The organism is Nocardiopsis flavescens, assembly GCF_900141985.1.
GTDB lineage: Bacteria > Actinomycetota > Actinomycetes > Streptosporangiales > Streptosporangiaceae > Nocardiopsis > Nocardiopsis flavescens.
The window spans coordinates 153,916-179,596 of record NZ_FQZK01000012.1; the positions used below are offsets into that span (position 1 = coordinate 153,916).

Below are 25,681 nucleotides of genomic sequence, written 5' to 3' on the forward strand. Positions count from 1 at the left end.
GGGACGGGGGCGGGGTACGGGGGAGCGCAAGGGGCGTGTCCCGGCGCCAGGGCGAGCGCATAATGAGTGGTCGGACACCCCTTCACCCCCTCGGAGGACGCGCGGATGAACCCCTCCCGGCCGTCTCCCCTGCCCACCGGCTTTCGTCCCCTGCGCCCCGGGGACCCCCTGTCCGTGGGCCCCTTCCGCCTGGTCGGCCTGCTCGGCGAGGGCGGCATGGGCACCGTCTACGGCGCCCTGGACCGGGACGGGGCGCACGTCGCCCTCAAGGTGGTGCGCGACCGCCACGCCGCGGACCCCGTGTACCGGGAGCGGTTCGCGCAGGAGGCCGCGGTGCTGTCCCGCGTCTCCGCCGAGTGCGCCCCGCGCTTCCTGGGGGCGGACCCCGGGGCGGAGCCCCCGTGGATGGCCACCGGGTTCGTCACCGGCCGCACCCTCACCGAGCACCTCGCGCAGCTCGGCCCGCTGACCGGGGAGCGCCTGGTGGCGTTCGCCGCGGGTACCGTCGAGGCCCTGGCGGCGGTGCACGCGGCCGGGATCACGCACCGGGACGTCAAGCCGGCCAACGTCATCCTCTCGCCGGACGGCCCGCGCCTGCTGGACTTCGGCATCGCGCGCCTCACCGAGGACCCCTCGCCGGAGGAGGGCGTGTTCGGCAGCCCGGGGTGGATCGCGCCCGAACGCCTGGCGGGGGAGGCCGGCACCCCCAAGGCGGACGTGTTCGCCTGGGGCGGGCTGGTGGTCCACGCCGCGACCGGGCACGGGCCGTTCGGACACGGGGACACCGCCACCCTGCTCGCCCGCACCCGCCGCGGGGAGGTGGACGCGCAGGGCGTGCCGGAGGACCTGCTGCCCCTGGTGCTGCGGGCGCTCGCGCCCGACCCGGACGCGCGGCCCACGGCGTCCGAGGCGCTCGGGGAGCTGCTGGCGCTCGGCCGGACCGCGCCGGAGCAGGACCCGCGGACGCGGCTGCGCACGCTGCTCGCCGTGTCCTGGACCGGGTTCGAGGCGGTGCGCGGACTCGGCGGGTGGGTCGCGGTCGCCGGGCCGCCGGGTGCGGCCGCCGGGTCCGCGGCGGCCGGCGCCACGGGCGCGGCGGGCGGCGGTACGGGCGCGGGGAGCGGAGGCGCCACCGCCACCGCGAGCGCCACCGCGGCCGGAACCGGGAAGCTGGTGGCGGCCGGGACCGCCCTGACGGTGCTCGTCGGTGCCGGGGCGTGGGTCGCCGGCCAGTGGTACTCGGAGCAGCGGGACGAGGCGGGCCCGGTGGTCCAGGCCGCCCCCACCGAGCCCGCGGAGCCGACCCGGGCGGTGGAGTTCCGGGGGATGACGGTCGACGTCCCCGAGGACTGGGTGGTCGACCGGCTGCCGTACTCGTTCGTCTACCCGGAGACCGGGGAGACCATCGAGGGAGAGGACATCGCGCTGCGGACCCCCGGGCAGGAGGCCGCGTGCGAGCCCGACGTGTACGACCGGACCTTCTTCTGCCCCGGCGTCTGGCTGATCGGGCCCGGGTCCATCTCGTACCGGATGTACCAGTCCCCCCTGGACGGGTCGGGGCCCTACCTGGAGGGCGGCATCTCCACCTGTCCCGTGGGCGAGGAGTACCGCCGCGAGGAGGGCGAGGTCGAGGAGGTCACCGACGCCCTCGCGCCGGTGGGGGAGCGGATGGCCTACCACCGGGTGTGGGAGGTCGGCTGCCTGCCCTCGGGGTCGGACGGGTCGCAGGGGGACATGTCCTGGTTCGAGCAGCGCTACTGGCTGCTGCCCGAGTCGGAGATCCTCGTCCTGGACCACTACATGACGGAGGGTCTGGACGAGATGCTGGCCGATGCGGACCTGCCGGGGTGACGGCGGGCGCGCCCCGGCGCGGCGCCCCCGCCGTCCGGGTGCCCGGGGCGGTCAGGAGAGCCGGTGCGCCCCGGCGGAGGGGACCGTGGGGAAGAAGGCGGGCTCGGTGAAGCCGCGCTCCTTGTAGGCGCGGCGGACCGCGTCGGCGACGGCCTCGGCCCGGTCGGTCCCGACCAGCGCGATCACGCAGCCGCCGAACCCGCCGCCGGTGATGCGCGCCCCCAGCGACCCCGCGTCCAGGGCCGTGTCCACGGCGGTGTCCACCTCCGGCACGCTCACCTCGTAGTCGTCGCGCAGGGAGGCGTGAGAAGCGGTGAGCAGCGGCCCGAGCGCGTCCACCGCGCCCGCCCGCAGCAGCTCCACGGCCTCCAGCACCCGGGCGTTCTCGGTGACCACGTGGCGCACCCGGCGCCGGGTGAGGTCGTCGGGCAGCGCGGCCAGCGCCCCGGGCAGGTCGGTGACGTCGCGCAGCGCGGCCACCCCCAGCAGGCGGGCGGCCTCCTCGCAGGTGCGGCGGCGCTCCGCGTAGGCGCCGTCCACCAGACGGTGCGGGGCCCGGGTGTCCACCACCAGCAGGGTGAGCCCCCGGGCCGCGGGGTCGAAGGGCACGTGCTCGGGGACCAGGGTGCGGGTGTCCAGGAACAGCGCGTGCCCCTCGCGGGACAGCATCGACGCCGACTGGTCCATGATCCCGCAGGGCATGCCGACGAAGTCGTTCTCGGCCCGCCGGGCCAGCCGGGCCGTCTCCCGCGGTTCGGGCGGGTCGTCGCCGGAGGCGGCCAGCAGGGTGGCGCACACCAGGGCGGCGGAGGAGGACAGGCCCGCGCCGGTGGGGACCGTACCGTCGGCGAACAGGTCCAGGCCGCCCGCGGGCCGCCCCTCCTCCGCCAGCGCCCACAGGGCGCCCGCGGGGTAGGCCGCCCAGCCGGCCACCGTCCCGGGCCGGGGGAGTGCGTCGGCCTCGAAGGCCTCCGCGGCCTGCGCGGACCGGAACCGCAGCCGCCCGTCCGTCCGGGGCGCGGCGGCGACGGTCACCGCGTGGGGCAGGGCCACGGGCAGCACGAACCCGTCGTTGTAGTCGGTGTGCTCGCCGATGACGTTGATGCGCCCCGGGGCCCGCCACACCCCGGCCGGCCCGTACCCGAACGCCGCGCGGAACCCCCGCTCCGCGGCGGTCACGCGGTCTCCCGGGCGGCGGCGCGGGCCCGGGTGAACTCCCAGGCGTCGGCGACGGTCTCGGCGAGGCCGCGCGCGGGCTCCCAGCCCAGCCCGGTGCGGGCCCGCTCGTTGGAGGCGACCAGGACCGACGGGTCGCCGGGGCGGCGGGGGCCGTCGTGGACGGCGACCGGGCGGCCGGTGACGGCGCGGACGGTGTCGACCACCTCGCGCACGCTGTGGCCGCCGCCGGTGCCCAGGTTGAACACCCGGTGCGTTCCGGGCACGGCCGCCTCCAGCGCCAGCAGGTGGGCCCGCGCCAGGTCGGCGACGTGCAGGTAGTCGCGGACCGCGGTGCCGTCCGGGGTCGGGTGGTCGGTGCCGTGCACCCGGGCCGGGGTGCCCTCCAGGGCGGCCCGCAGCAGGTTCGGCAGCAGGTGGGTCTCCGGGTCGTGCCGCTCGCCCAGGCCCCGGTGCGCCCCGGCCACGTTGAAGTAGCGCAGGCTCACCGCGCCCAGCCCGTACGCGTGCGCCCACGACTCCAGCATCCGGTCCACGGCGAGCTTGCCCGCGCCGTAGGGGTTGGTGGGCACCGGCGGGTCGTCCTCGCGCAGGGGGGCGGCCGAGGCCGGCTCCCCGTAGACGGCGGCGGTGGAGGAGAACACCAGCCGGTCCACCCCGTGCCGGTCCATGGCCTCCAGCAGGGCGAGCGTGCCCGCCACGTTGGTCCGCCAGTACTCCGCCGGGGCGGTGGTGGACTCGCCGACCAGCGACTTGGCGGCGAAGTGCAGGACGGCGGCGGTGTCGGGGGTGAGGACGTCGGCGGCGTTGTGGACGTCGGCGACGACGGTCCGCGCCCCGGCGGGGACGGCGTCGCGGTGGCCGGTCGACAGGTCGTCGAGCACGGTGACGTCGTGCCCCGCCTCCAGCAGCAGGGCGGTCACCACGCTTCCCACGTAGCCGGCGCCTCCGGTGACGAGCAGTTTCACGGTGCTGCCTCCCTGAGGCGGCGGGCGGTGGTCTCGGGCGGGACGTCGTTGATGAACACTCCCATGCCCGATTCCGCCCCCGCCAGGTACTTGAGCCGGTCGGGGGAGCGGCGCACGGAGAAGACCTCCAGGCGCAGCCGGGACAGGTCGCGGCCGGTGCGCACGGGGGCCTGGTGCCAGGCCGCGATGTAGGGGAGCGGCATGCCGAACAGCGCGTCCAGGCGGCGCAGCACGTCCAGGTACAGCGGGCCGAAGTCGTCCCGCTCGGCGTCGGTGAGGGCGGGCAGGTCCGGTACCGGCCGGTTCGGGTACACGTGCACCTCCACCGGCCAGCGGGCCGCCGCGGGGACGAACGCCGTCCAGTGCTCGCCGGCGGCCACCGAGCGCAGCCCCGATCGCCGCTCGGCGTCCAGGACGTCGGAGAAGAGGTCGCGGCCGGTGCGCTCGCGGTGCTCGCGCGCCGACTCCAGGACCCGCCGCGTGCGCGGGGCGACGAAGGGCAGTGCGTAGACCTGCCCGTGCGGGTGGGGCAGGGTGACCCCGATCTCGGCGCCCCGGTTCTCGAAGCAGTACACCTGCTCGGTGCCGGGCAGCGCGGACAGCGCCCGGGTCCGCTGGGTCCACGCCTCCAGGACGGTGCGCACCCGCCGGGGGGTGAGGTCGGCGAAGGAGGCGTCGTGGTCGGGGCCGAACACCACCACCTCGCAGCGCCCGGTGCCGGGCCGCCGGTCCGGTCCGGCCTCCCCGGGGCCGTCGGGACCGTCGGGCGGAGGGCCGCCGGCGGCGGACAGGGACGGGAAGCGGTTCTCGAACACCACCACGTCGTAGTCGCCGTCGGGGACCTCGGTGGTGCGGTCGGCCGTGGACGGGCACAGCGGGCAGGCGTCGGCGGCGGGCATGTGGGTGCGTGTCTGCCGGTGGGAGGCGACGATCACCCATTCGCGCAGCAGCGGGTCGAAGCGCAGCTCCGAGGCGGCGGAGAAGGGCGGCAGGTCGCGCCGGTCGGGGACGGGCACGCGGGGCGGGCCGCCGCCCTCGTCGAAGTAGACGATCTCGCGCCCGTCGGCCAGACGGGCCGTGGTGGTGCGGACCCCGTCCGCGGCGGTCCGGCTCATGCCGGGTCCTCCCTCTGCTCCGTGTTCTCCGGTCCGGGGTCCCCCGGGCGCCGCCCGGCGGCGCCGACCTCGGCGAGGACGAGCCGGCCGACGTGCTCGCCGAGCACCGCGCGGGCGGCCGGGTCCAGCCCGTCGTCGGTGACGAGTACGTCGCAGCGGTCCAGGGGGACGATGGTGCTGATGCCGACGGTGCCCCACTTGCTGTGGTCGGCGGCCACCACCAGGCTCCCGGACGCCTCCACCAGGGCCTGGTCGGTCTCGGCCTCCAGGAGGTTGGGGGTGGTGAACCCGGCGCGCTCCTGGATGCCGTGCACCCCCAGGACGAGCAGGTCCAGGTTCAGCCCCCGGATGGAGGCGAGCGCCAGCGGGCCCACGAGCGCGTCCGAGGGGGTGCGAAAGCCCCCGGTGAGGGCGACGGTCCGGTCCGGGCGCGCGGCCCGGTGGAAGACCTCGGCCACCGGCAGGGAGTTGGTGACGACGGTCAGGCCGGGGGTGTCCACCAGGTACCCGGCGACCAGGGCGGTGGTGGTGCCGCCGGAGAGGCCGACGGCGCCGTGCGGGGGCACGAGCGCGGCGACGGCGCGGGCGATGGCGTGCTTCTCGTCCTCCTGGAGAGCGGACTTGGCGGCGAACCCGGGCTCCTCGGTGCGGGCCCGGGCCACGGCCCCGCCGTGCACCTTGCGCAGCGCGCCCCGCGCCTCCAGGGCGTCCAGGTCGCGGCGGACGGTCATGTCCGACACCGCGAGGCTCTCGACCAGGTCCGCGACCCGGACCGCGCCGGTGCGCCGGATCCGGTCGAGGATCACCTCCTGCCGCTGGGCGGCCAGCATCGCTTCCCCTCCACTGGTGGAAAATGTTCGATCCTGTTGGAAACAGTGGACCATGGCCCGGGGAAGTGTCAACAGCGGTGCCCGGCACACCCCGCGCCCCACCGGTGTGTTGGGAAAAGTTGGGATGTGTTGACAGGAGCGGAGTCCGGAACCGAGCATGTGGAGGCCGTCCCAGCGACCCCCGGAGGACCGCCCGTGCCCGAGCAGCCGGGAACACCGCCCGCCCCCGCCGACCCCGTGGCCCCCGACGTGCCGACCGTCCGGCTGGCCGCGGCCGGGACCGCGCTGGTCGTGGGCGTGCCCGAGTCCGGACCGCCGTACGTGCTGCACTGGGGCGCCGACCTGCCCGACGCGCTGGGGCTGGCCGCGCTGTCCGCTCCCGCCGTCCCGCACAACACCGTCGACACCGCGTTCCCGCTGTCCCTGCTTCCCGGCCAGGGGGAGGGGTGGTCGGGGCACCCCGGGCTGTCGGGCCACCGCGAGGGCCGCGCCGCCCACCCCCGCTGGCGGGTCCGCGAGGTCGTCGTCGACCCGCTGCCGGACGCCCCCGCGGGGACCGGCGGGGTGCTGGTGTTCACCGCCCACGCGCCGGACGCGGGCCTGGAGCTGCGCGCCGAGCTGCGGATGGAGGCGGACGGGCTGCTCCGGACGCGCCTGGAGGTGACGAACACCGGTGCGGACGTGTGGACCCCGGCCGCCCTCCACGTGTTCCTGCCGCTGCCCCGGGAGGCGGGGGAGGTGCTCGACCCCACCGGGCGGTGGTGCCGCGAACGCGCGCCCCAGCGCCGGGAGTTCGCCCAGGGGACCCTGCTGCGCGCCTCCCGGCGCGGGCGCACCGGCCACGACGCCCCGCTGTTCCTGGTGGCCGGGACCCCCGGTTTCGGCTTCCGCCGGGGCGAGGTGTGGGGCGTGCACGTCGCCTGGAGCGGCGACCACGTCCACCTGGCCGAGCGCCTGCCGGAGGGGGCGGGGCAGGCCGACGCCGTGCTCGGCGGCGGCGAGCTGCTCCACCCCGGCGAGGTGCGGCTGGCACCGGGGGAGTCGTACTCCACGCCCTGGGTCTGCTTCTCCTGGTCGGACCGGGGACTGGACGGGATGTCGGCGCGCGTGCACCGCTGGCTGCGCGCCCGCCCCCACCACCCGTCGGCGCCGCGCCCGGTGGTGCTCAACACCTGGGAGGCGGTCTACTTCGACCACGACCTCGACAAGCTGAAGCGGCTCGCCGACACCGCCGCCCGCGTCGGGGTGGAGCGCTTCGTGCTCGACGACGGGTGGTTCCGCGGACGCCGCGACGACACCGCCGGGCTGGGCGACTGGACCGTGGACACCGGGGTGTGGCCGGACGGGCTGCACCCGCTGTTCGACCACGTACGCGCGCTGGGCATGCAGACGGGGCTCTGGGTGGAGCCGGAGATGGTCAACCCCGACTCCGACCTGTTCCGGGAGCACCCCGACTGGATCCTGGGGCCCGCGGACCACGCACCGCCCACCGGGCGCGGCCAGCACGTCCTGGACCTGGGCCGCCCCGAGGCCGCCGCGTACCTGCTGGAGCGGCTGGACGCGCTGGTCGCCGAGTACCGGCCGGACCACCTCAAGTGGGACCACAACCGGGACCTGCTGGAGGCCGTGCACGGGCCGACCGGCGGCGCGGGCGTGCACCGCCAGACCGCCGCCGCGTACGCGCTGCTGGACCGGCTGCGTGCCCGCCACCCCGGCCTGGAGATCGAGTCGTGCTCCTCCGGCGGGGCCCGGGTGGACCTGGGCGTGCTGGAGCGCACCGACCGGGTGTGGGCCTCCGACGTCAACGACCCGCTGGAGCGGCTGGCGGTCCAGCGCTGGACCGGGCTGCTGCTCCCCCCGGAGCTGGTCGGCGGGCACGTGGGCGGGCCGGTGTCGCACACCACCGGCCGCGTCACCGACCTGGCCACGCGCTGCCTCACCGCGCTCCTGGGCCACCCCGGCATCGAGTGGGACATCACCGGCTGCACGGAGGAGGAGCTGGACGCCCTCGCCCGCTGGACCGCCCTGTACCGGGAGCTGCGGCCGCTGCTGCACTCGGGCGACCTCGTCCGCGCCGACGACCCCGACCCCGCGGAGCAGCTCGACGGCGTCGTCGCCCGCGACGGGAGGGAGGCCGTCTACCGCTACGCCCGCCCGGTCTCCTCGGTCCGCACCCACCCGGGCCGGGTCCGCCTGCCGGGGCTGCGCCCGGACCTGCGCTACCGGCTGCGGCTGCGCGAGGAGGCGGGGGCGCCCGCCGCCGTGCAGCGCGCCGCACCGGGGTGGACTGCCCGCGGCGGGGCGGTCGCCTCCGGGAGGGTCCTGGAGCACTCCGGGGTGCACCTGCCCAACCTCTCCCCGGGCGGGGCGCTCCTGCTGCACCTCACCCCCGCCTGACCGGCCCGCGGTGCCGGGCGGGCGGGCCCTGCCGGACCCTGCCCGCACCGTGCCGGGCCCGGGGCGCGCCCGTCGCCGGACGGCGCGGGTCCGTTCCCGTTCGCGCCGCCGCGGGTCGCGGACCGGGCCCGTGTCCGGGCGCCCGCACGGTGTCGGGGTTCGGTGGTCTGTCCGCCCTCGGGCGGTGCGGGGCCGCCCCGCTCCTGTTCCCGGGGTGCCGGGGGCCGTGTCCGGGCGCCCGCACTTACCGGGGTCCGGTGGTCTGTCCGCCTTCGGTCGGCGCGTTCCGCCCCCGCCCCGGGGCGCGGGGGTGCGCCTCCGGCCCGGGGCGCCGCGGACGGCCCGCCCGCTCCCGCGGGCGGGGCCGTCCCGCCGGTCAGCGCGGGGAGCGGGTGGTGACCGAGGCGAAGGGCGCGTGCGTGGTCAGCCGCTCCTCGATGCCCCGGCGCACCATCGCCTTGGCGGTGGCGACGGCCTCGCCCACCCCGGCCCCCTTGGCCAGCTCCGCCGTGATCGCGGCGGCGAAGGTGCAGCCCGCGCCGCTCACCCGCTCCTCGCCGATCTTGGGGGCGCGCAGCACGGTCACCTCCTCGCCGTCGAAGTGCACGTCCACGGCGTCCGGGCCGGGCAGCTCCACCCCGCCCTTGGCGACCACGTGCGTGGGCCCCAGGTCGTGGATGCGCCGCGCCGCCTCGACGAGGTCGTCGACGGTGTCGATGGACTCCATGCCCGCCAGCGTCATCGCCTCGAAGTGGTTGGGCGTGATCACCGTCGCCAGCGGCAGCACCTTCTCCGTGAGCGCCTTGTCGGTGTCCAGCGCCGCGCCCGGCTCCTGGCCCTTGCAGATCAGCACCGGGTCCAGCACCACGTGCCGCCACTCGTGGGCGCGCAGCCCCTCGGCGACCACGTCGATGGTGTCGGGGGTGCCGAGCATCCCGATCTTCACGACGTCCAGGTCGTGGCAGGCCGTGGCCGCCTCGATCTGGTCGGCGATGACCTGCGGGGCGACGGGCACGAACCGGTGCCCCCACCCGTTGGCCGGGTCGAAGGAGACGATGCAGGTGATCGTCCCCATCCCGTAGACGCCCAGCTCCTGGAACGCCTTCAGGTCGGCCTGGATCCCGGCGCCACCCGTGGCCTCCGAGCCCGCGATCACATACGCGCGATCGGTCATCGGGCAACCCCCTCGTGTTCGTTGTGCTCTGGTCGGTGCCTGGAACCCCCGGGAAGGCGGGACGATTCCGCGGCCCCTGACAATTCCACCACAAAGCGCAGGTAAGAGGGCGTTGTCCACAGGCCGGGCCCCGAGGGGGCCGCCCGGTTCCGCTCAGAGGTCGGCCATCAGGTCGTCGGACACGGCGTAACCGCTGTCGTAGGCGCCGTCCACGGTGTTCTCCCCCGTGACCGCCTCCCCGGCGAAGAACAGGGTCCGGTCCACCGGCGCGGCCAGCGCCGCGGGCGCGTCGTGCGCCCCCGGCGGGACGTGCAGGTACGCGCCCCGGCTGTACCCGTCCGCCGCCCAGTCGTGGGTGATCCGCCCCGCCGGCTCCGGCACCGGGCCGCCCACCGCCCCCGCCAGCACGCGCAGGCCCTCCGCGAACCGGTCGCCGGGGTCCCGGGCCAGCAGGTCGCGCGCCCGCTCCCCGGCGGCCCACACCGACACCGTCTCCGGCGAGCGGGACACGCTCCAGGCCATGGCGCCGTCCGCCTCCAGGGTGTCCCGGCCGGCGGGCAGCACCGGCCGGTCGAACCGGTACACCAGCTTGACCGCGTCGGTCGCCTCCAGCGCCGCCACCGCCGCGCGGTGCCCGGCGGGCAACGCGGGCTCGAACCGCACCGCCCCCGACCGCAGCACCCCCACGGGCAGCGCCAGCACGCAGCGGCGGGCCCGCACCGGCCGACCCCGGCCGGCCACCCCGACCTCCACCCCGGACGGCCCGCGCCGCACCAGCCGCACCGGGCTGCGCAGCGCGACCGCCGGACCCGCCGCCAGCGGCGCCAGCAGGCGGTCGTACCCGTCCGGCACCCGGAAGTCCTCCCGCGGCGCGCTCCACCAGTCGAACACCCCCGCGCCGTGCATCCACCGGGCGCTCCACCGCTCCAGGGGCTCCCCGTCGACATGCACCGGCGGCCACCGCGACTCCGGCACCCCCAGCCTGCGCAGGTAGGAGGCGGCGTCCTCGTCCGCCCGCGGGGCCCGGGGCAGGTCCAGGGGCGGCGGCTCCGACCGGTCCGACCGCATCCGCGCGGTCCGCGCCCCGGTCTCGGACACCAGCTCCCAGGTGGAGGCGTCCGTCCCGTGGATCAGCCCGGCGCCCAGCTCCACCGGCACCGGGCCCAGGGTGCGGTCGGTGAACACCTGGCCGCCCACTCGGTCCCGGGCCTCCAGCACCACCACCCGCAGGCCGTGGTCGTACAGGTTGCGGGCGGCGGCCAGCCCCGCGGGACCCGCCCCGACCACCGCCACGTCCCATTCGGGGGGCCGTGCGGGGGACGACGCGGTGGCGGCCAGCAGGGCGCCGCCGCCCAGCGCCAGGAAGGCGCGGCGGCTCCGGCCGGGGCTGCGGGGGGCGGAGGGCATACCGGTAATGAGAGCACGCGCGCCGGTCCGCGCGCACGGCCGCGGCGGGGTACGGTCCTCGGAGCGTCCGGGCCGGAGCGCCCCGGCCGCCCGAACCACACCGGTCATCGAGGAGTCACACAGCGCATGTCCGACACACAGGTTCCCGACGGTCCCCGTCCCGATCTGGTCGCCCTGATCGTGGACGAGTTCGCCCGCGCGGAGATCTCCGCGGAGCGCCGCTCGTCCACGGAGGTCCTGGTCGGCCTCCCGCAGGGCGAACCCTTCCTCAACGACTACGCCGACGCGGTCCGGAGCGCCCGCGAGTACCCCGACGAGCAGTACCCCGAGCTGGCCGCGCAGGTCGTCCTCGCCCTGATGCGGGGCCTGCGCGAACGCGGCGTCCCGCTGGGCACCCACTACCCGCCCCGCACCTCCGACCACGCCCGCGGCGCGCTCCTGGCGGTGCTCGACCGGCTGGGCGTGCGCGCCCGGTTCGCGTTCCCGGACCTGCTGGAGGCGGAGACCGCGCAGGGGTGGATCCGCACCGACGTGAGCCGGTACCTGGAGGGCCTGGACGACGCCTCCGCCGACGCGGCCTTCGAGCGCGCGGGCCCCTACGCCCAGGACCTCGCCGACCGGATCCGGCGGATCGCCCCGCAGGACGCGTCCTCCGCCGACCGGCTGCGCACCCGGGTCTACCCGGAGGGCGCGCTCGACCAGGAGGTCTGGGACACCCTCGTGTACCGCGGGTTCGCCGAGGGGCTGCGCGAGGCGGTGGTCGTCGACACGGCCGAGACCGTGCAGCCGCTGAGCCGCTCCGCGCTGGAGCCGATGGGCCTGGACGAGGAGGAGGCCTTCGCGCGGGCGGTCGCCGCCGCGGTCGCCGAGGACGTGGAGGCGAGCGGGGTCGAGCTGGGCGGGGCGGCGATCATCCACATCGGCGGGGCCCACCCCTACACCGCCGCGCAGGCCCACGTGCTGTCCCGCTTCCTGGACGGCGCTCCGCACGGGGCGCTGGTGGCGTTCCCGGTGCGGGAGGTGGTGCTGGTGCACCCGCTCGGCAAGGGGCACCCGATCATGGCGATGGAGCGCCTCCAGGAGCTGGCCGAGCGCTTCGTCGCGGACGCGGACAAGCCGATCGACGCCCGGCTGTTCTGGTGGCACCCGGACTCGGCGGACCGCGCCGAGTCCGACGTGCCCGACCTGCGCCGGGTGGGGGTGAAGGTCGACCACGAGGAGCAGTCCGTGGCCCTGTACACGTCCGACGACGAGTTCGGCCCGCTGCTGAACCGCCTGATGGACCAGGGCTGACGCGGCGCGCCCCCGGGCCCGCGCCCCCGGGGGCGCGGCGGTCCGGGCCGCGGCCGCCTCTTGCCAGATAAAAATATTTCCGTATTATTTTTTTCATGGCACGAACCGCGGACCACGAACGGCGGCGGCGACAGGTCGCCGAGGCGCTCATGGAGGTGGTGGGGGAGAAGGGCCTGGCCCGGACCACCCTCGCCGACGTCGCCGACCGCGCAGGCGTCTCCGTCGGCCTGGTGCAGCGCTACTTCCGGTCCAAGGCGCAGCTGCTGCGGTTCGGCGTGGAGCACATGTACCACCGGGCCGAGCAGCGGCTGGAGGAGGTCTCCGACGGCCCGGAGCCGCCCGCCTCGGTGCGCGACTGGTTCGACCGCGCCTGCGAGACCCTGCTGCCCCTGGACGACGAGCGCGTCCGCGAGCTCACCGTCTGGCTGGAGTTCCTCCCGGCGGCGCTGGCCGACCCCGAGATGCTCCGGATGCACAGGGACACCACGCGCACCCTCGTGGACGCCCTCGCCGGGGCCCTGGAACTCGCCGCCCGCGAGGGCGAGATCCCCCCGGACCGGGACCCCCGCGCCGAGGCGCTCGCCCTGGTCGCCTGCGTCGACGGGCTGACCCTGCACCACCTGGTCACCGCCGGGCCCTTCACCGCCGAGGCGGTCCGCACCGCCCTCACCGCCCACCTCGACCGGCTCTTCTCGGCCCCCGGGAGCCCCCGTACCCGCTGACCCCCGCCACGGAGGCGACGACCATGACCGGCCACCCCGACCAGACCCGACCATCCGCCCCCGAGGCCCCGCCCCCGGCCCCGTCGCGCCGCCTCCCCCTGCTCGACGTCCTGCGCGGCGTCGCGATCCTGGGCACCCTCGCCACCAACGTGTGGCTGTTCTCCGCGCCCGGCGGCGAGGCGAACATGCTCTTCACCGCGGCGCTGAGCCCGCTGGACGCCGCGCTGGCGGACCCCTCGCCGGCCACCGTCGTCCAGGGGGTCCTGCTGCTGGCCTCCAACGGCAAGTTCCTGGCGCTGCTCACCCTCCTCTTCGGGGTCGGGCTGGCCATCCAGTTCCGGTCCGCGGCCGAGAGGGGCGACCGCTGGCCCGGCCCCTACAAGTGGCGGGCGCTGTTCCTGTTCACCGAGGGCCTGGTGCACTTCGCCCTCGTGTTCGCCGCCGACGTCCTCATGGGCTACGCCGTGACCTCGCTCGCGGTGGCCTGGCTGCTCACCCGCTCCCGGCGGCTCCGGAACACCGTGATGTGGGCCTGCGCCGCCCTGCACCTGGCGCTGGTGGGGCTGCTCACCGCGGCGACGGCGCTCCCGGGCGGGCCCGGCGCGCAGGCGATGGACGGCGGGGTCCCGGCCGGGGTGGTGGACCTGTACGCGCACGGCTCCTACGCGGAGCAGGTCGCCTTCCGCCTGGACAACGCGCTCGCCCTGCGCGCGGAGCCGATCATCACGTTCGCGTTCATGGGCTTCATGTTCCTGCTGGGCGTGCGCCTCTTCCGGGCCGGGGCGTTCGCGGGGGACGGCACCGGGAGGCGGCTGCGCGCCCGCCTGCTCGCCTGGGGGCTGGGCGTCGGCGTCCCGCTCAACGTCGCCACCGCGCTGGGCGGGGCCGACCTGTTCTTCGTGGACCGCTACGTGGCCGCCCCCGTCGTCGCCCTGGGCCTGGTCGGCGCGGTCGGATGGCTGGTGGACCGGTCCGACCCGGCCGGGTGGGGGATCGTGTCGCTGTCCGGCCTGGGCCGGATGGCGATGACCGGCTACGTGGCGCAGAACCTCCTGTGCATGCTCGCCTGCTACGGCGTCGGCCTGGGCCTGGCCCACCGGCTGGCCGGGACCGGGCCGTGGTGGGTGATCGGCCTGTGGGCCGCGGTCTCCGCCCTGCTGCTGGCCGGGTCCGCGCTGTGGCTGCGCCGCTTCCGGCTCGGACCGCTGGAGGCCCTCCAGAAGGCCGTGCTGGGACGCCTGCCCGAGCGGGTCCGCTGACCGCGGGCCGGCGGCGCGCACCGCGCCGCCGGCCCGGGCCGCTCAGCCGTCCGCGCCCCGGGAGCGCCAGGACCGCGCGAACATCTCGTGCAGCGGGGCGAGGGGGAGCTGCGCCGAGGTGGGGGAGACCAGCACCTTCTTGTCGCTCAGGACCGCGAAGTGGGTCTCCAGCTTGGCGGCCTCCAGCGGCAGGTCCGGCGACTTGGGCGCCACCCATCCGTCGGGGAGGAACAGGGTCCGCCCGGCGCGGGGCCGCTTGTCCTGCTCCACCGCCCCCGTCTCCAGCAGCCGCGCGGACACCTTCCTGTGCCGCGCCGCCGACCAGCCGTTCCACCGGCGCACGTTCTGGTCGGTGGGCCGGGACAGGGTGAGCAGCTGGAGGTACAGGGCGGCCGCGTCGGCGTCCGTGCCCAGGGACGCGGCGGCCTCCTCCACCGGCTCCGGGGCGCTCAGCCGCGGATCGGCCTCGTAGCCGCCGGCCGGCACCGGGGAGTCCGCCGTCCGCGCCGCCAGCCGGCCCAGCGACCCGTCGCAGACCTCCCTGAGGCCGCGCAGCACGAGGGCCAGCTCGTCCTTGGCCCCGGAGTCGCGGAAACCCTGCGCGTCCAGGGCCTTCTCCGTCGCCCCGTACGCCCCGGGCTCGAAGAACCCGGCGGTGCGCACGAACAGCTCGGCGCTGCCGTGCTCGTCGCGGACGGCCGCGACCAGCAGCGGCCCCCCGAGGACCCGGGCGACCGCGCGACCGGGCTCGCGCTCGTCGTGCGGTGAGTACGGCAGCCGCTCGTACCCGGTCGCCTCCAGCAGCGGGAGCACCTCCTCGCCCCGGAAGTAGGAGCCCACCGGGACCAGCGACCCCGGGGCCCGCATCCGGTCGACCAGCCGCCGGTACAGCTCCGGGACCCCGGCGGCGGCCGGGTGGCCCGCCGGCAGCCGGGCGGAGGGCCAGGCCACGAGCGAGGTCGGGACGCGGTACGGGTAGCGGGTGGCCGGGTCGTAGTGGAAGATCCGGTTGCCGGGCCGCCCGTTCGCCGAGGCGGCGAACAGCGCGGGGGAGGCGTACGAGCCCTCCGCGATGACCCGGTGCAGGTCGGTGGTGAGGACGTCGGACCCGGAGGGGTCCATGAGCGTCTCCACCCACCCCGCGTCCAGCTTCAGCTCCTTGTCGATCAGGGCGACGGCATCCGCGTCGAGCACCGTGCGCACCCCGAGCAGCTCCGCCCACACCCCGGCCGCGCGCTCGGCGGCGCGCACGTCCCCGTCCGGCTCCCACAGGTCGGCCGGGTCCTCGGGCAGGGCCGCGCCCAGCAGCCGGTTCAGGCCGTCCGGCCCCAGGGCCCGGACCGCCCGGTCGTACTCGCCCGCGAGGTTGGTGCGCGCTCTGGCGCCGCCCGGCCTGGCGTCGGAGAGCCCCAGGCGGCCGTTCAGCACCAGCGCGGCCAGGGGCCCCAGGGCTCCGGTCCGCTCGGTGAACGCCCGTACGGCCCGGTCCCCGGCCCGGAACGGGCCCCGTTCGGCCAGGAGTTCCAGGAGGCGCCGGACGCGCGCGGCCTGGTCGAGGTCCACGGACACCGTGTCCTCCTGGACGGTCCCCTCCGGGGCGGGCTCCCCGGCCGGCTGCACGAAGCGGTACTCCTCCTCCGGGCGCAGCGGCTCGCCCGGCGAGGGGGCGACGGTGCCGCGGTCGCCGCGGCGCCCGGTCCCCCGTCTGCCGGTGGCGATGGCCAGGCCCCGCTCGCACAGCGGTTCCAGGGCGCCTCCCGGCGCCAGTCCCCGGCGCCAGCGGGTCCCCCGCTCGGCGAAGGGCGTGCCGGCCCAGACGCGCAGGAACCCGGTGAGCGCGGCGCGCGCCTCCTCGGCAGGGGTCCCCGCCAGCCGCCACAGGGCGGCGTCGGTCCGCCCGAGCAGGGGGCTCCAGTCCCCCGGGGGCGCGGGCGGCGCGACCCGCCGGGTCGCCTCCGTGATGCTCCCGCGCAGGAAGGCGCCGTCGGCCGCGACGGCGGTCAGCACCGACGGGGACCCGCCGTCGGGGAGGCCCGCGGAGAGCAGGCCGCCCAGGGCCGACCGCAGGGCCCGGTCCGCCACCCCGGCGTGCGGGACCGGGTTCTCCGCGTCCGCGGTGGAGATGAGCCGGGACAGCCGGGCGCGGCGCCGCTCCACGCCGGCCGAGCGCAGGACGAGTTCGACGAGCCCGCCGGGACCCCCGGCGAGCCGGTCGTCGGAGACGCCGGGCAGCACCCGGGCCAGGGCCGCGCGGACCGCGTCCCGGCGCGCGCCGTCCCCCGTCGCGGACCCGGCCGCGTCGAGCAGCTCCCGCGCCGCGGCGGTGCCGGCCCCGCGCAGCGCCCGCGAGCCCTCCGGGTCGCGCGGGACCAGGAAGTGCCAGAACGCGGGCGGGGGGTAGAGCATGCGCCCGCCCGCGCTCCCGCCGTCCCCGGACTCGCTCTTGAGGTGGGAGTACACCTCCCACCACGGGCCCCCGTCCCCGGCCGACAGGCAGCGGGTCACGCGCAGGTTCGCGTCCCGGCGCTCGGTGAGCAGGCCGAGGTCCCCGCCGGGCATGCGGACCACGCCCCAGGCCTGCGCGCCGGAGGCGCCGCGGGCGGCGCACCGGCGGCCGTCGACGCCCTCGACGACGGTCCGCCGGTCCGCCCCCTCCCCCTCGTGGTGGACGCGGAAGCCGGTGAGGCCGCCGGCCGCGCCCAGCGGGGAGTCCGCCACACCCTCCGGCAGCGGGGCCAGGCTCGACCTGCCCAGGACCCAGTCGCGGTCCCCGGCGGGCAGGAAGGACGGCCGGGAGTCCCGCCCCGTGGGGGTCCCGTCGGCCGGGTCGACCTCCTCCAGCGGGTCCTGGCCCGGCTCCGGCTCGGACCGGACCCGCCAGAGGGAGGTGCCGTCGCCCAGCAGGTCCGGCGACGAGGACACGCCCCCCGGCTCCCCGGGGGCGGTGCGGCGGTCCCGGCCGTGGCGGCCCTGGGAGTCCCCGAAGGTGTAGCCGAGCGCGGGGGCGTCGGAGTAGCCGTGGTAGGAGCTCGCGTCGAAACCGGTGCCGGCGAGGACCGTGTCGGGGTCCGAGCACCAGAAGGCCCGGTGGTTCCCCCAGCCCTGCCCCGGCCAGCCGACGACGAAGTCGCCGCCCACGCGGTGGACGGCGTACCGGGAGATGCCCTCGGGGATCTCGTACTCCGCCCGCGCCTCCTCCCCGCGGGGGCCGACCGCGATGGCGAGCGAGCGCCCGTAGACGGTGAGCACCGGCCACGTCGCGCTCATGCCGTGGACGGCCTCGCCCCGTGCGGCGAACTCGGCGACCGCGGCCTCGAAGGCGGGCCAGGTGTACTCGGCGGGGACGCCGAACCGCAGCGCCCGCGCCAGGGGGACGGCCGGGTCCGGGGCCGCCGGCAGGCGCCCGGCAGCGGCGGCGGCCAGGACGGCCGGGCCGTCGAGCGACTTCTCGACGGCCTCCAGCGCCTCCTCCCCCGCCGCCGGGGTGCCGTCGGACAGGGCCCGGTCGAGGGCGTCCAGGTGCTGCGCGGCCTGCGCGGACAGGCCCGGGACGCCGGCCCGGTCGGGCGCGGCCCCGGGGCGGGCGGCCTTCGCCGGGACGTGGGGGGCGAACCGCGGGTCGGCGGCCACCGCGTCCCGGGGCCCGCCGATCCGGGAGCGGAGCTTCACCCCGGGGTCGGGGTCGGCCACGGCCAGCCCGGCGGACAGGCAGGCCTCGGCGAACCCGAGGTCCAGGACGGGCCACCACCGGCCCCCGTCCGTGCGGACCCGCGCCCCCTCGGCCCGTACCCGGTCGGCGATGCGCGGGACCAGCGCGTGCAGCTCCGCCGCCATCGGCTGGACCTTCATGTACCGGCCGTCCTTGACCTGGGAGTACCGGCGCGGGAAGGCGGACAGCCAGGCCGCGTACCCCCCGTCGGGCACGACCCGGCCCTGCGCCAGGTCGTCGACGAGGCCGAGGGAGTCCAGCAGCCGCAGCCAGGCGCCGCCGTCGGTCGTCCCCGCGGGGAAGAGGTCCACGAGGGCCGTCCGGGCGTCCTCCTCCGGGGGATGGCGGGCGAACACCCCGGCCGCCGCGTCCAGGAGCCTGTCCGAGGCCGCCGCCCCCGGGGTGCGCGCCGTCAGGACCCGCCCCAGGGCGCGGCCGACCTCGTCGGGCCCCAGGCCCGCGTGCGAGGCCGCCGCCCGCAGCCGGGCGACCAGGTCGGCGGGCAGGGCCGCGCCGCCCGCGGCCCAGGCCGCGAGGAACCCCTGGAACTCCCGGTACGCCTCCCCGGCGGGGAACAGCCCGCTCAGCCGGTCCCAGTGGGCGCGGACCTCCTTGGCCGGCAGGGCGCCGTACCGGGCGAACAGGAGCGCGTTGTCCACCGCGTGCACCGGCGACACCGGGAGCCGGTGCCGCGACTCGGACTCCCGGGCCGCCGTGTAGGCCGCCCCCGCCTTGCGGGGGTGGCCGGAGGCCAGCCGGTGGCCGACGGTGTCCCACAGCCAGGGCAGGTGGTCCAGGGGCAGGCCGGCCCGGGCGGCGCGGGACTCGATCCGGTCGAGGTCGCCGGCGAGCTTGCGCGCGGACTCCGGGAGCCCGTCGAGGAACTCCGCGGCCGAGCGCTCGTTGCCGGGGTCGTTGAGGCGGACCCAGTCCGTGTAGAGCGTCGACCGGTGCGCCTGGTCGGGGAGGGGCGGGAGGGGAAAGGGCATGCGGGGAGTATCCCAGCGGACACCGACACCGCCCCGGCCCCGGGCGGCCGGAAGCGGCCACGGGCGCGGGCGTCGGGGACCGGGCGTGCGCGCGGCCGGGCAGTAGCGTGGTGGGACCGACGACGTGGAGGCCGCCTGTGACGCAGCCGGAAGACGGAACCGCCACCGCGCCCCCGGCGCCCCGGCGGCGGGCCGCCGCCCTGACCGGGGTCCTGGGCGCCCTCCTCCTGGCGGCCGTGGCCGTCCTCACCGTGCTGGACCAGGCCCCGCCGGCCCCGGTGCCCGCCGACGCCCCCGCCGGGGAGTTCTCCGCCGACCGCGCCCACGCCCGCATCGAGCGGTTCGCCGTGCGCCCCCACCCGCTGGGCACCGCGGAGCACGACCGCGTGCGCGACCACCTGGTGGCCGAGCTGGAGGACCTGGGCCTGGAACCCGAGGTCCACGAGGCCTGGGGCGCCGCCCCCGCGGAACTCGGCGAGATCGAGGGGCTGGCCCCGGTCGGCCGGGTCCGCAACATCGTCGCGGTCATCGAGGGCACCGACCCCACCGGGCAGCTGCTGCTGGCCGCCCACTACGACTCCGTGCCCTCCGGGCCGGGCGCAAACGACGACGGCGCCGGGGTGGCCGCGATCCTGGAGTCCGCACGGGCGCTGCTCCGGGACGGTGAGCCGCCGCGCAACGACGTCGTGCTGCTGCTCACCGACGGCGAGGAGGTCGGCCTGCTCGGCGCGCAGGCCTTCACCGCCGACCACCCGCGCGGGGCGCGGGACGGGGTGGTGCTCAACCACGAGGCGCGCGGCTCGGGCGGCACGGTCATGATGTTCCGCGCCACCCCCGGGGCGGCGCCGCTGGTCCGGGCGTTCGCCGGGGCCGCGCCGTACCCGGTCGCGGACTCCACCACCGCGGCGCTCTTCGAGTTCCTGCCCAACGACACCGACTTCACGGCGTTCCGGGCGGGCGGCCTGGCCGGGATGGACTTCGCCTACGCGGGCGGCAGCGCCCACTACCACTCCGCCCTGGACTCCCCCGAGCACGTGGACCGGGCCTCGCTCCAGCAGATGGGGGCCAACACCCTGGCCCTGACCCGGTTCCTGGCCGGGGAGGACCTGGCCGAGTACACCGCCGACGGCGGCGACCTGGTCTACTTCAACGTCCCGCCCGGCGCCCTGCTGTACTTCCCGGCGGGGTGGGCGGTGCCGCTGGCGGCCGTGTCCCTGCTGCTCACGGCGGGCGCGCTCGTGCTCGCCCGGGTGCGCAAGGAGGCCACCGCGCCCCGCCTCCTGGCCGGGACCGGGGCGGTCCTGGTGCTGCTCGTCCTGGCCGGGGCGGCGGGGGCCCTCTACTGGCGGCTGCTGGTCGCCCTGCGGCCGGGCTTCGCCGAGCTGCCCACCGGCACCCCGTACGCGCCGCTGTGGCCGCAGGCGGGGGCGGTCGCGCTGGCGGTCGGCCTGGCGGCGCTCTGGTACCTGGTGCTGCGCCGGGTCGGCGCCCACGCGCTGGCCCTGGGAGCCCTGCTGGTCCTGGCCCTGCTGGGGACGGCGGGGGTCCTCGCGTCCCCGGGGCTGGCCCCGGTGCTGGTGCCGGTGCCGTTCGCGGCGCTGGGGGCCCTGGCGGCCCTGGCCGTCCGCGACCCGGACTCGCCGTGGCGGCGGGTGCTCTGGACCGCCGGCCTGGTGCCGACGGCGGTGTGCGTGCTCGCGGCCGCCTGGACCTCCTTCGATTCCGGCCTGGAGACGGGCCTGTACACGGCCCTGCCCCTGGTGGTGCTGGGGCTCGTCCTGGGGCTCCCCCTGGTGGAGGCCCCGCGGGCCCGCCGGGTGCGCGTGGCCGCGGTGCCCGTGCTCGCCGCGGCGGTCTCGGCCGCACTGGTGGCCGCGGGGGTCGCGGCCAACCCGGGCGGCGCGGCCCAGCCGCTGCCGACCGCGCTGGCGTACACGCTGGACGCCGACACGGGGGAGGCCTTCTGGGCGTTCCCCCGGTACGGCGGGGAACCGCGCACCCCGGAGCCGTGGGCGGCCGGGTACGTGTCCGGCGGGGCGTCCGCCGACGGTCCGGTCCCCGACCCGGCCCTGCCGGGGGCCCTGGCCGGCGCGGCCGAGGCGGTGCCGCTCGACCCGCCGGAGCTGGAGGTCGTCTCCGACGCGACCGCCGCGGGCGAGCGCGTCCTGCGGCTCGCGCTGGCGTCGCCGCGCGGCGCCGAGGGGATCGTGCTGGCCGTGGAGGACCCGGACGGCCGGGTGTCGGGGTTCTCCGTCGAGGGGCGCGAGGTCGCCCCCGTGCCCACCCCGGAGGGCCTCGTGGGCGTCCACGTGTACGCGCCGCCCGCCGACGCGCCGGTCGGGGTGGAGGTGCGGTTCGCCGCCGCCGGCGGCCCGCTGGCGGTCCGCCTCTCCGACGTGGACCTGTCGCCGTCGGAACTGGAGGGCCTGCCGGGGTACACCCCGCCGCCGGACGGGCGCTACGTCTCCCACAGCAGGGTGTCGGTGACCACCTCACGCGAGCTCTGACCCGGGGCCGCCCGCCCCGGCCTGACCGCGCCCGCCCCGGCCGGGCCGGGGCGGGCCGGGGCGGGGCGGGGTTCACATGCGTGCGGCGCCGGTCCTGATCGCCTCGCGGATCCGGTTGTAGGTGCCGCACCGGCAGATGTTGCGGATGCCGTCCAGGTCGGCCTCGGTGATCGCGCGGCCCTCCTCGGCGACCCGCCGGACCAGGGCGACGGCGGCCATGATCTGGCCCGGCTGGCAGTAGCCGCACTGGGAGACGTCGTGTTCCAGCCAGGCCTCCTGCATCGGGTGCAGGTCCGCGCCTACGGTGGCGGGGAGGCCTTCGATGGTGGTGACCTCGTCGGTCTCCTCCAGCTGTTCGACGGGGACGGTGCACGGCGTGAACGCCCTGCCGTTGACATGGCTGACGCAGGCCCGGCAGACGCTGACGCCGCACCCGTACTTCGGGCCGGTCACGCCGAGGAGGTCGCGCAGGACCCACAGCAGGCGCACGTCTCCGGCGACGTCGACGGTGACCTGTTCGCCGTTGAGGCGGAAGGTGTGTTCGGGCATGGGGGGTGTGGCCTCGCTTCAGTCGACGTGGTCCAGGCCGTCGGCGGGCGGCGCGGGGACCGGCGGAACGGTCGGTACGGGTTCGAAGGACGGCTCCCCGTGGTTGACGGGGAAGGTGGTGGGCATGGTCCCGGTGGCACGGCCGTAGGCGCACGCGACGGCGGCCTGGGCGGGTGCGACGGCCAGTTCGCCGGCGCCCCCGGGCTCCCCGGTGCCCGGCATCACGATCACCTCGAACTCCGGCGGCACGTTCCACTGGCGGGTGTAGAAGTAGTTGTCCCAGCTCGCCTCCAGGAAGTGTCCGTCCTCCAGGTGCAGGCCGGACGTGAGGGCGAGCGCGATGCCGTCCATGACGCCGCCCTGCATCTGGGCTTCGAGCCCGAGCGGGTTGACCGCCAGGCCGACGTCCACGGCGAGGACCACCTTGGTGACGCGCGGGCCCGCCACGCCGTTGCGGACGGGCCGCTCGACGGTCTCGCGGCGGCAGTCGATCTCGACCAGCACCGCGCAGTCCGCCTTGTACTCGTGCATGAAGGCGATGCCCTGCGCCGTGTCCGGGGGCATCTCCCGGCCCCACGCGCCGACCTCGGCGACCTTGTCCAGGACCGCGCGGGAGCGCTCGTCCTTCAGGTGGTCGCGCCGGAACTCGTAGGGGTCGCGGCCCAGCTCCCGCGCCAGGCGGTCGACCACGAGTTCGCGCGCGCACACCACGTTCGGCGAGTAGACGTTGCGCATGCTGCCGGTGTTGAAGCCCCGGCCGACCTCGTTGAGCAGCCTGCCGCCCAGGCCGAAGTCGTAGGACGTCGCCTGGGAGAGCTGGAAGAACACCTGGGCGAACGTGCCGTCGAGCCCCGGGATCTCCGCGGCCATGGCGGTGATGACGTCCCCGAACCCGTGGCCGAGGTCGGTGGAGACGCCGGTGTGCCGCTGGTCGTAGCGGAGCACCCTGTCGCCGATGTGGGAGATGCGCACGCGCGAGGTCGCCATCGGCTGGGTGCGCCCCTGCCGGGTATCGTCGGCCCGGTGCCACATGAGCTTGACCGGCTTGCCGAACAGCCGCGACGCCTCGGCCGCCTCCAGGGCGGCGTCGAAGAACAGCTTGCGCCCGAACGAGCCGCCGCTCTCGGTGACGTGCACGGTGACCGCGCCGGGGGGCAGGCCGAGCCTGGCGGCGATGGCGCCGCGGGCGACGATCGGCGCCTTGAGGCCCGCCCAGACCTCCGCGCTCCCCGGGCGCACGTCGGCGATCGCGCAGTTGGGCTCCAGCGCGCTGTTGCTGCGGAAGTGGAAGGTGAACTTCTCGTCCACCGTCGAGCTGAACGGGGGCCGGGGGAGCATGGGCGCCTCGGCCCGCCCCAGGTCCCGGAGCACGTCGTCGTCGGACATCCCGTCGACGGTGCCCGCCTCCCAGGACACGTCCAGGGCGCGCACGGCGTCGATGCACTGTCCGAAGGTCGCGGCGCGCACGGCGACCCCGGTGGAGACGACCCCGGCGTCGGTGACGCCCGGCATCCGCGCGACCTCCTCCAGGTTGGCGACCGAGCCGACCGTGCCGTTGATGGTCGGGGCCCGGCACACCATGGTCGGCAGGGCGTCGGGGACGTCCAGGTCCATGGCGAACTTCTTGCGCCCGGTGACCGCGTCCAGCGCGTCGACGCGCCCGCGGGGCGCACCGATGACGGTGAAGTCCCCCGGTGCCTTGAGCCGCACCTCGGCCCGCTCGGTGCGCGCGCTCGCGGCCGCCGCCGCCAGGGAGCCGAAGTCCCTGCTCCGCCCCGACCCGTCGCTGACCACCCCGTCCCGGACGGTGAGCCCGTCGATGCCGGTGCCGAGTTCGGCCGCCGCCGCCTCCAGCAGCCGCCTGCGCGCCAGGGCCGCGGCCACGCGGACGGGCGTGTAGGTCGAGATCGTCGTGTTGGAGCCGCCCGTGAGCTGGTTGAACAGGAGTTCCGGCCGGGCGTCGGCCAGGGTGACCCGCACCCGGTCCACCGGCAGGTCCATCTCCTCGGCGATCAGCATGGCCGTCGAGGTGGTGATGCCCTGGCCGACCTCGGCCCGGGGCAGGGCGAAGGAGACGGTGCCGTCGTCGTGCACCTCGACCCTGATCAGGTACGCCGTGGGTTCGGCGGCGAGCGTCATCACGTCGTTGAGGTCGACCACGTCGGTGAGGTCCGCGGCCCGCGCCCCCTCCTCCGCGGCGGCCCCGGCGGCCGGCAGGAGGCCCGCCGCCGTGACCAGGGTCGTCCCGGCCAGCACGTAGCCGATGAACCGCCGCCTGCCGACGGGGTGTGCTCCGGGCTCCGACGCGTCGGGCCCTGCGGTCCTGCTCATCCGGTCGATCCCCTCGCCCTGGTTCCGTCTCCGTACCGCGGCCTGTGCCGCGCCCGCCCGGCCCCGTGGCCGGGACCGGGCCGGGGGCGGCCCGGTGTCGCCACCGCGCCGCCCCCTCCCCGCCGTCCGGCGGCGGTGCCGCCGGGGCCCGTGTTCACTCGGGCCGGTTGTGCGTGGGGATCTCGATACTGATCGGCTTCGCCTCGGAGAGGAAGAGGAGCGCCGCCCTGCGGAGGAACTCGTCGAAGGTCCAGTAGAGGCCGCTCGTTCCGGGGAACCGGTCGAGCGCGCCCTCGCGGACGGCGACGAAGGGGTCCCAGAAGGTGTCGAGCGCCCGGTCCCAGAACGGCTCCCGGGGGATCTCCAGCCAGCCGGCGATCTCGTCGCCGAGCATGAACCGCGTGAACGAGCCCAGGACCGGCCTGCTGATGATCCCCAGGTCGACCTCCTCCCCGAGGCCGAGGAGGATGTCGGCGAGGTCGACGCCCTCGCGGGTCGGGGCGAGGATGGGGTCGAGCACCTGCGCGGCCTGGTCGTCGGCCGCCTCCCAGGTGGCGGGGATGTACTCGTCGTCGACACCGAGCATGTGGGCGCCGATCTGCCAGGTGTGCAGGAACGCCTCGGACTCCTCCTCCGGGATCGGCACCTCCCACGCGGCGAGCTTCTGCATCACCGTCGTGGGCAGGCTGTGCCAGGTGACCATGATGTCGGCCTGGCTGATGGGGACCTCCTCGGGGGCGACCTCGGCCCACCGGGGCGACTGCGGGAGCAGGTGGCGCACCGCGGCGTGGACCAGCCGGGTCTTGACGGCGGTCACGACCATCTCGCCGTCGGGCTTGTAGGCGTTGGACGCGCCGATGTCGTATCCGAGCTTGGCGGTCTTGGCGATGCGGGTCTTCATGTCCGCGCCGCCCTTGGAGTAGTAGACCGCCAGGGCCTCCTGGGGGATGACCGTGGACATCATGCCGCTCGCCAGGCCGTAGAGCACGCCGAGGTAGAGCCCGCGCTTCTCGTTGAACTCCACCGCGGTCGCCAGCTTGTCCTGGTCGGTCCAGGAGGGCAGCTCCCGGGCCTCCTCCATGAAGTCCCGCAGGTCCCGCGGCAGGCCCTGGGGTAAGGGCTGGTCGTTGCGGGTCCACTTGCGGAGCAGCTCGTTGACCTGGGGGACCACCCCGTCGTCGAGGAGGGCGGAGACCACCGGGTCGGCCTTGGCGTCCCAGATCAGGTGGGGGTCGACACCGGGCCCGGAGCCGGCCACGGAGTCTCCGGCGGGCCAGGACCACTCGGTCAGGGTCCGCGCGCGGGCGGGGGACATCATGCCCATGGCCCCGAGGGCTCCCAGGAGCCCTCCGGCCGCGAGCACCTTGCGTCTGGTGGGGTCGTACATGCCTTGAACTCCTTCGC

At 76.8% G+C, this 25,681-nt stretch carries 16 protein-coding genes; 6 read left to right on the forward strand and 10 right to left on the reverse strand.

Annotation, left to right across the window (positions count from 1 at the left end; translation table 11 throughout):
* Positions 1–105: 105 nt before the first annotated feature.
* Complete coding sequence (locus BUE45_RS19715; protein ID WP_073380832.1) at positions 106–1,851, forward strand: serine/threonine-protein kinase; 1,746 nt, start codon at positions 106–108, stop codon at positions 1,849–1,851.
* Positions 1,852–1,902: 51 nt separating this feature from the next.
* On the opposite strand, the gene galK is transcribed toward BUE45_RS19715, so the two are convergent.
* The 4 genes from galK to BUE45_RS19735 are packed head-to-tail and all read right to left on the reverse strand — an operon-like array spanning position 1,903 to position 5,940.
* Positions 1,903–3,030, reverse strand: a complete 1,128-nt coding sequence (gene galK, locus BUE45_RS19720) for a galactokinase (protein ID WP_084737520.1) — start codon at positions 3,028–3,030, stop codon at positions 1,903–1,905.
* Positions 3,027–3,995, reverse strand: a complete 969-nt coding sequence (gene galE, locus BUE45_RS19725; RefSeq protein ID WP_073380833.1) for a UDP-glucose 4-epimerase GalE — start codon at positions 3,993–3,995, stop codon at positions 3,027–3,029. The genes galK and galE overlap by 4 nt, the downstream gene beginning before the upstream one ends.
* A complete protein-coding gene (galT, locus tag BUE45_RS19730) occupies positions 3,992–5,110 on the reverse strand; it encodes a galactose-1-phosphate uridylyltransferase (protein ID WP_073380834.1) in 1,119 nt (372 codons plus the stop codon). Before galT ends, galE begins: the two co-directional genes overlap by 4 nt.
* Positions 5,107–5,940 (reverse strand): DeoR/GlpR family DNA-binding transcription regulator, encoded by an 834-nt coding sequence (locus BUE45_RS19735; protein ID WP_073380835.1) that lies wholly within the window; start codon positions 5,938–5,940, stop codon positions 5,107–5,109. The genes galT and BUE45_RS19735 overlap by 4 nt, the downstream gene beginning before the upstream one ends.
* Before the next feature lie 195 nt (positions 5,941–6,135).
* On the opposite strand from BUE45_RS19735, the gene BUE45_RS19740 reads away from it, so the two are divergent.
* The gene (locus tag BUE45_RS19740; RefSeq protein WP_084737522.1) at positions 6,136–8,337 is read left to right on the forward strand and encodes an alpha-galactosidase; all 2,202 of its coding nucleotides are present in this window, start codon (positions 6,136–6,138) and stop codon (positions 8,335–8,337) included.
* A gap of 376 nt (positions 8,338–8,713) precedes the next feature.
* Here BUE45_RS19740 and thiD read toward each other — a convergent pair whose 3' ends face one another.
* Positions 8,714–9,511, reverse strand: a complete 798-nt coding sequence (gene thiD / locus BUE45_RS19745; protein WP_073380836.1) for a bifunctional hydroxymethylpyrimidine kinase/phosphomethylpyrimidine kinase — start codon at positions 9,509–9,511, stop codon at positions 8,714–8,716.
* Positions 9,512–9,664: 153 nt separating this feature from the next.
* Positions 9,665–10,918, reverse strand: coding sequence for a flavin monoamine oxidase family protein (locus BUE45_RS19750; RefSeq protein ID WP_073380837.1), 1,254 nt, complete (start codon positions 10,916–10,918; stop codon positions 9,665–9,667).
* A gap of 126 nt (positions 10,919–11,044) precedes the next feature.
* Between BUE45_RS19750 and BUE45_RS19755 the strand changes: the two genes are divergently transcribed.
* The 3 genes from BUE45_RS19755 (at position 11,045) to BUE45_RS19765 (ending at position 14,192) form a co-directional block, all read left to right on the forward strand.
* The gene (locus BUE45_RS19755) at positions 11,045–12,211 is read left to right on the forward strand and encodes a hypothetical protein (RefSeq protein ID WP_073380838.1); all 1,167 of its coding nucleotides are present in this window, start codon (positions 11,045–11,047) and stop codon (positions 12,209–12,211) included.
* Positions 12,212–12,306: 95 nt separating this feature from the next.
* Positions 12,307–12,933 (forward strand): TetR/AcrR family transcriptional regulator, encoded by a 627-nt coding sequence (locus BUE45_RS19760; protein ID WP_073380839.1) that lies wholly within the window; start codon positions 12,307–12,309, stop codon positions 12,931–12,933.
* Positions 12,934–12,956: 23 nt separating this feature from the next.
* Positions 12,957–14,192 carry a DUF418 domain-containing protein gene (locus BUE45_RS19765; protein WP_073380840.1) on the forward strand — a complete coding sequence of 412 codons (1,236 nt, stop codon included), beginning with the start codon at positions 12,957–12,959 and terminating at the stop codon, positions 14,190–14,192.
* A 42-nt stretch (positions 14,193–14,234) separates the two neighbouring features.
* On the opposite strand, the gene BUE45_RS19770 is transcribed toward BUE45_RS19765, so the two are convergent.
* Positions 14,235–18,890 carry a hypothetical protein gene (locus BUE45_RS19770; RefSeq protein WP_073380841.1) on the reverse strand — a complete coding sequence of 1,552 codons (4,656 nt, stop codon included), beginning with the start codon at positions 18,888–18,890 and terminating at the stop codon, positions 14,235–14,237.
* 137 nt (positions 18,891–19,027) lie between these two features.
* Between BUE45_RS19770 and BUE45_RS19775 the strand changes: the two genes are divergently transcribed.
* Positions 19,028–21,397 (forward strand): M20/M25/M40 family metallo-hydrolase, encoded by a 2,370-nt coding sequence (locus BUE45_RS19775; protein WP_084737525.1) that lies wholly within the window; start codon positions 19,028–19,030, stop codon positions 21,395–21,397.
* 72 nt (positions 21,398–21,469) lie between these two features.
* On the opposite strand, the gene BUE45_RS19780 is transcribed toward BUE45_RS19775, so the two are convergent.
* From BUE45_RS19780 to BUE45_RS19790, 3 genes are all read right to left on the reverse strand, one after another.
* Positions 21,470–21,946 carry a (2Fe-2S)-binding protein gene (locus tag BUE45_RS19780; RefSeq protein ID WP_073380843.1) on the reverse strand — a complete coding sequence of 159 codons (477 nt, stop codon included), beginning with the start codon at positions 21,944–21,946 and terminating at the stop codon, positions 21,470–21,472.
* Between the two features lie 18 nt (positions 21,947–21,964).
* Positions 21,965–24,277 (reverse strand): molybdopterin cofactor-binding domain-containing protein, encoded by a 2,313-nt coding sequence (locus tag BUE45_RS19785; RefSeq protein WP_073380844.1) that lies wholly within the window; start codon positions 24,275–24,277, stop codon positions 21,965–21,967.
* 154 nt (positions 24,278–24,431) lie between these two features.
* Positions 24,432–25,664 carry an oxygenase MpaB family protein gene (locus BUE45_RS19790; RefSeq protein ID WP_073380845.1) on the reverse strand — a complete coding sequence of 411 codons (1,233 nt, stop codon included), beginning with the start codon at positions 25,662–25,664 and terminating at the stop codon, positions 24,432–24,434.
* Positions 25,665–25,681: the final 17 nt, after the last annotated feature.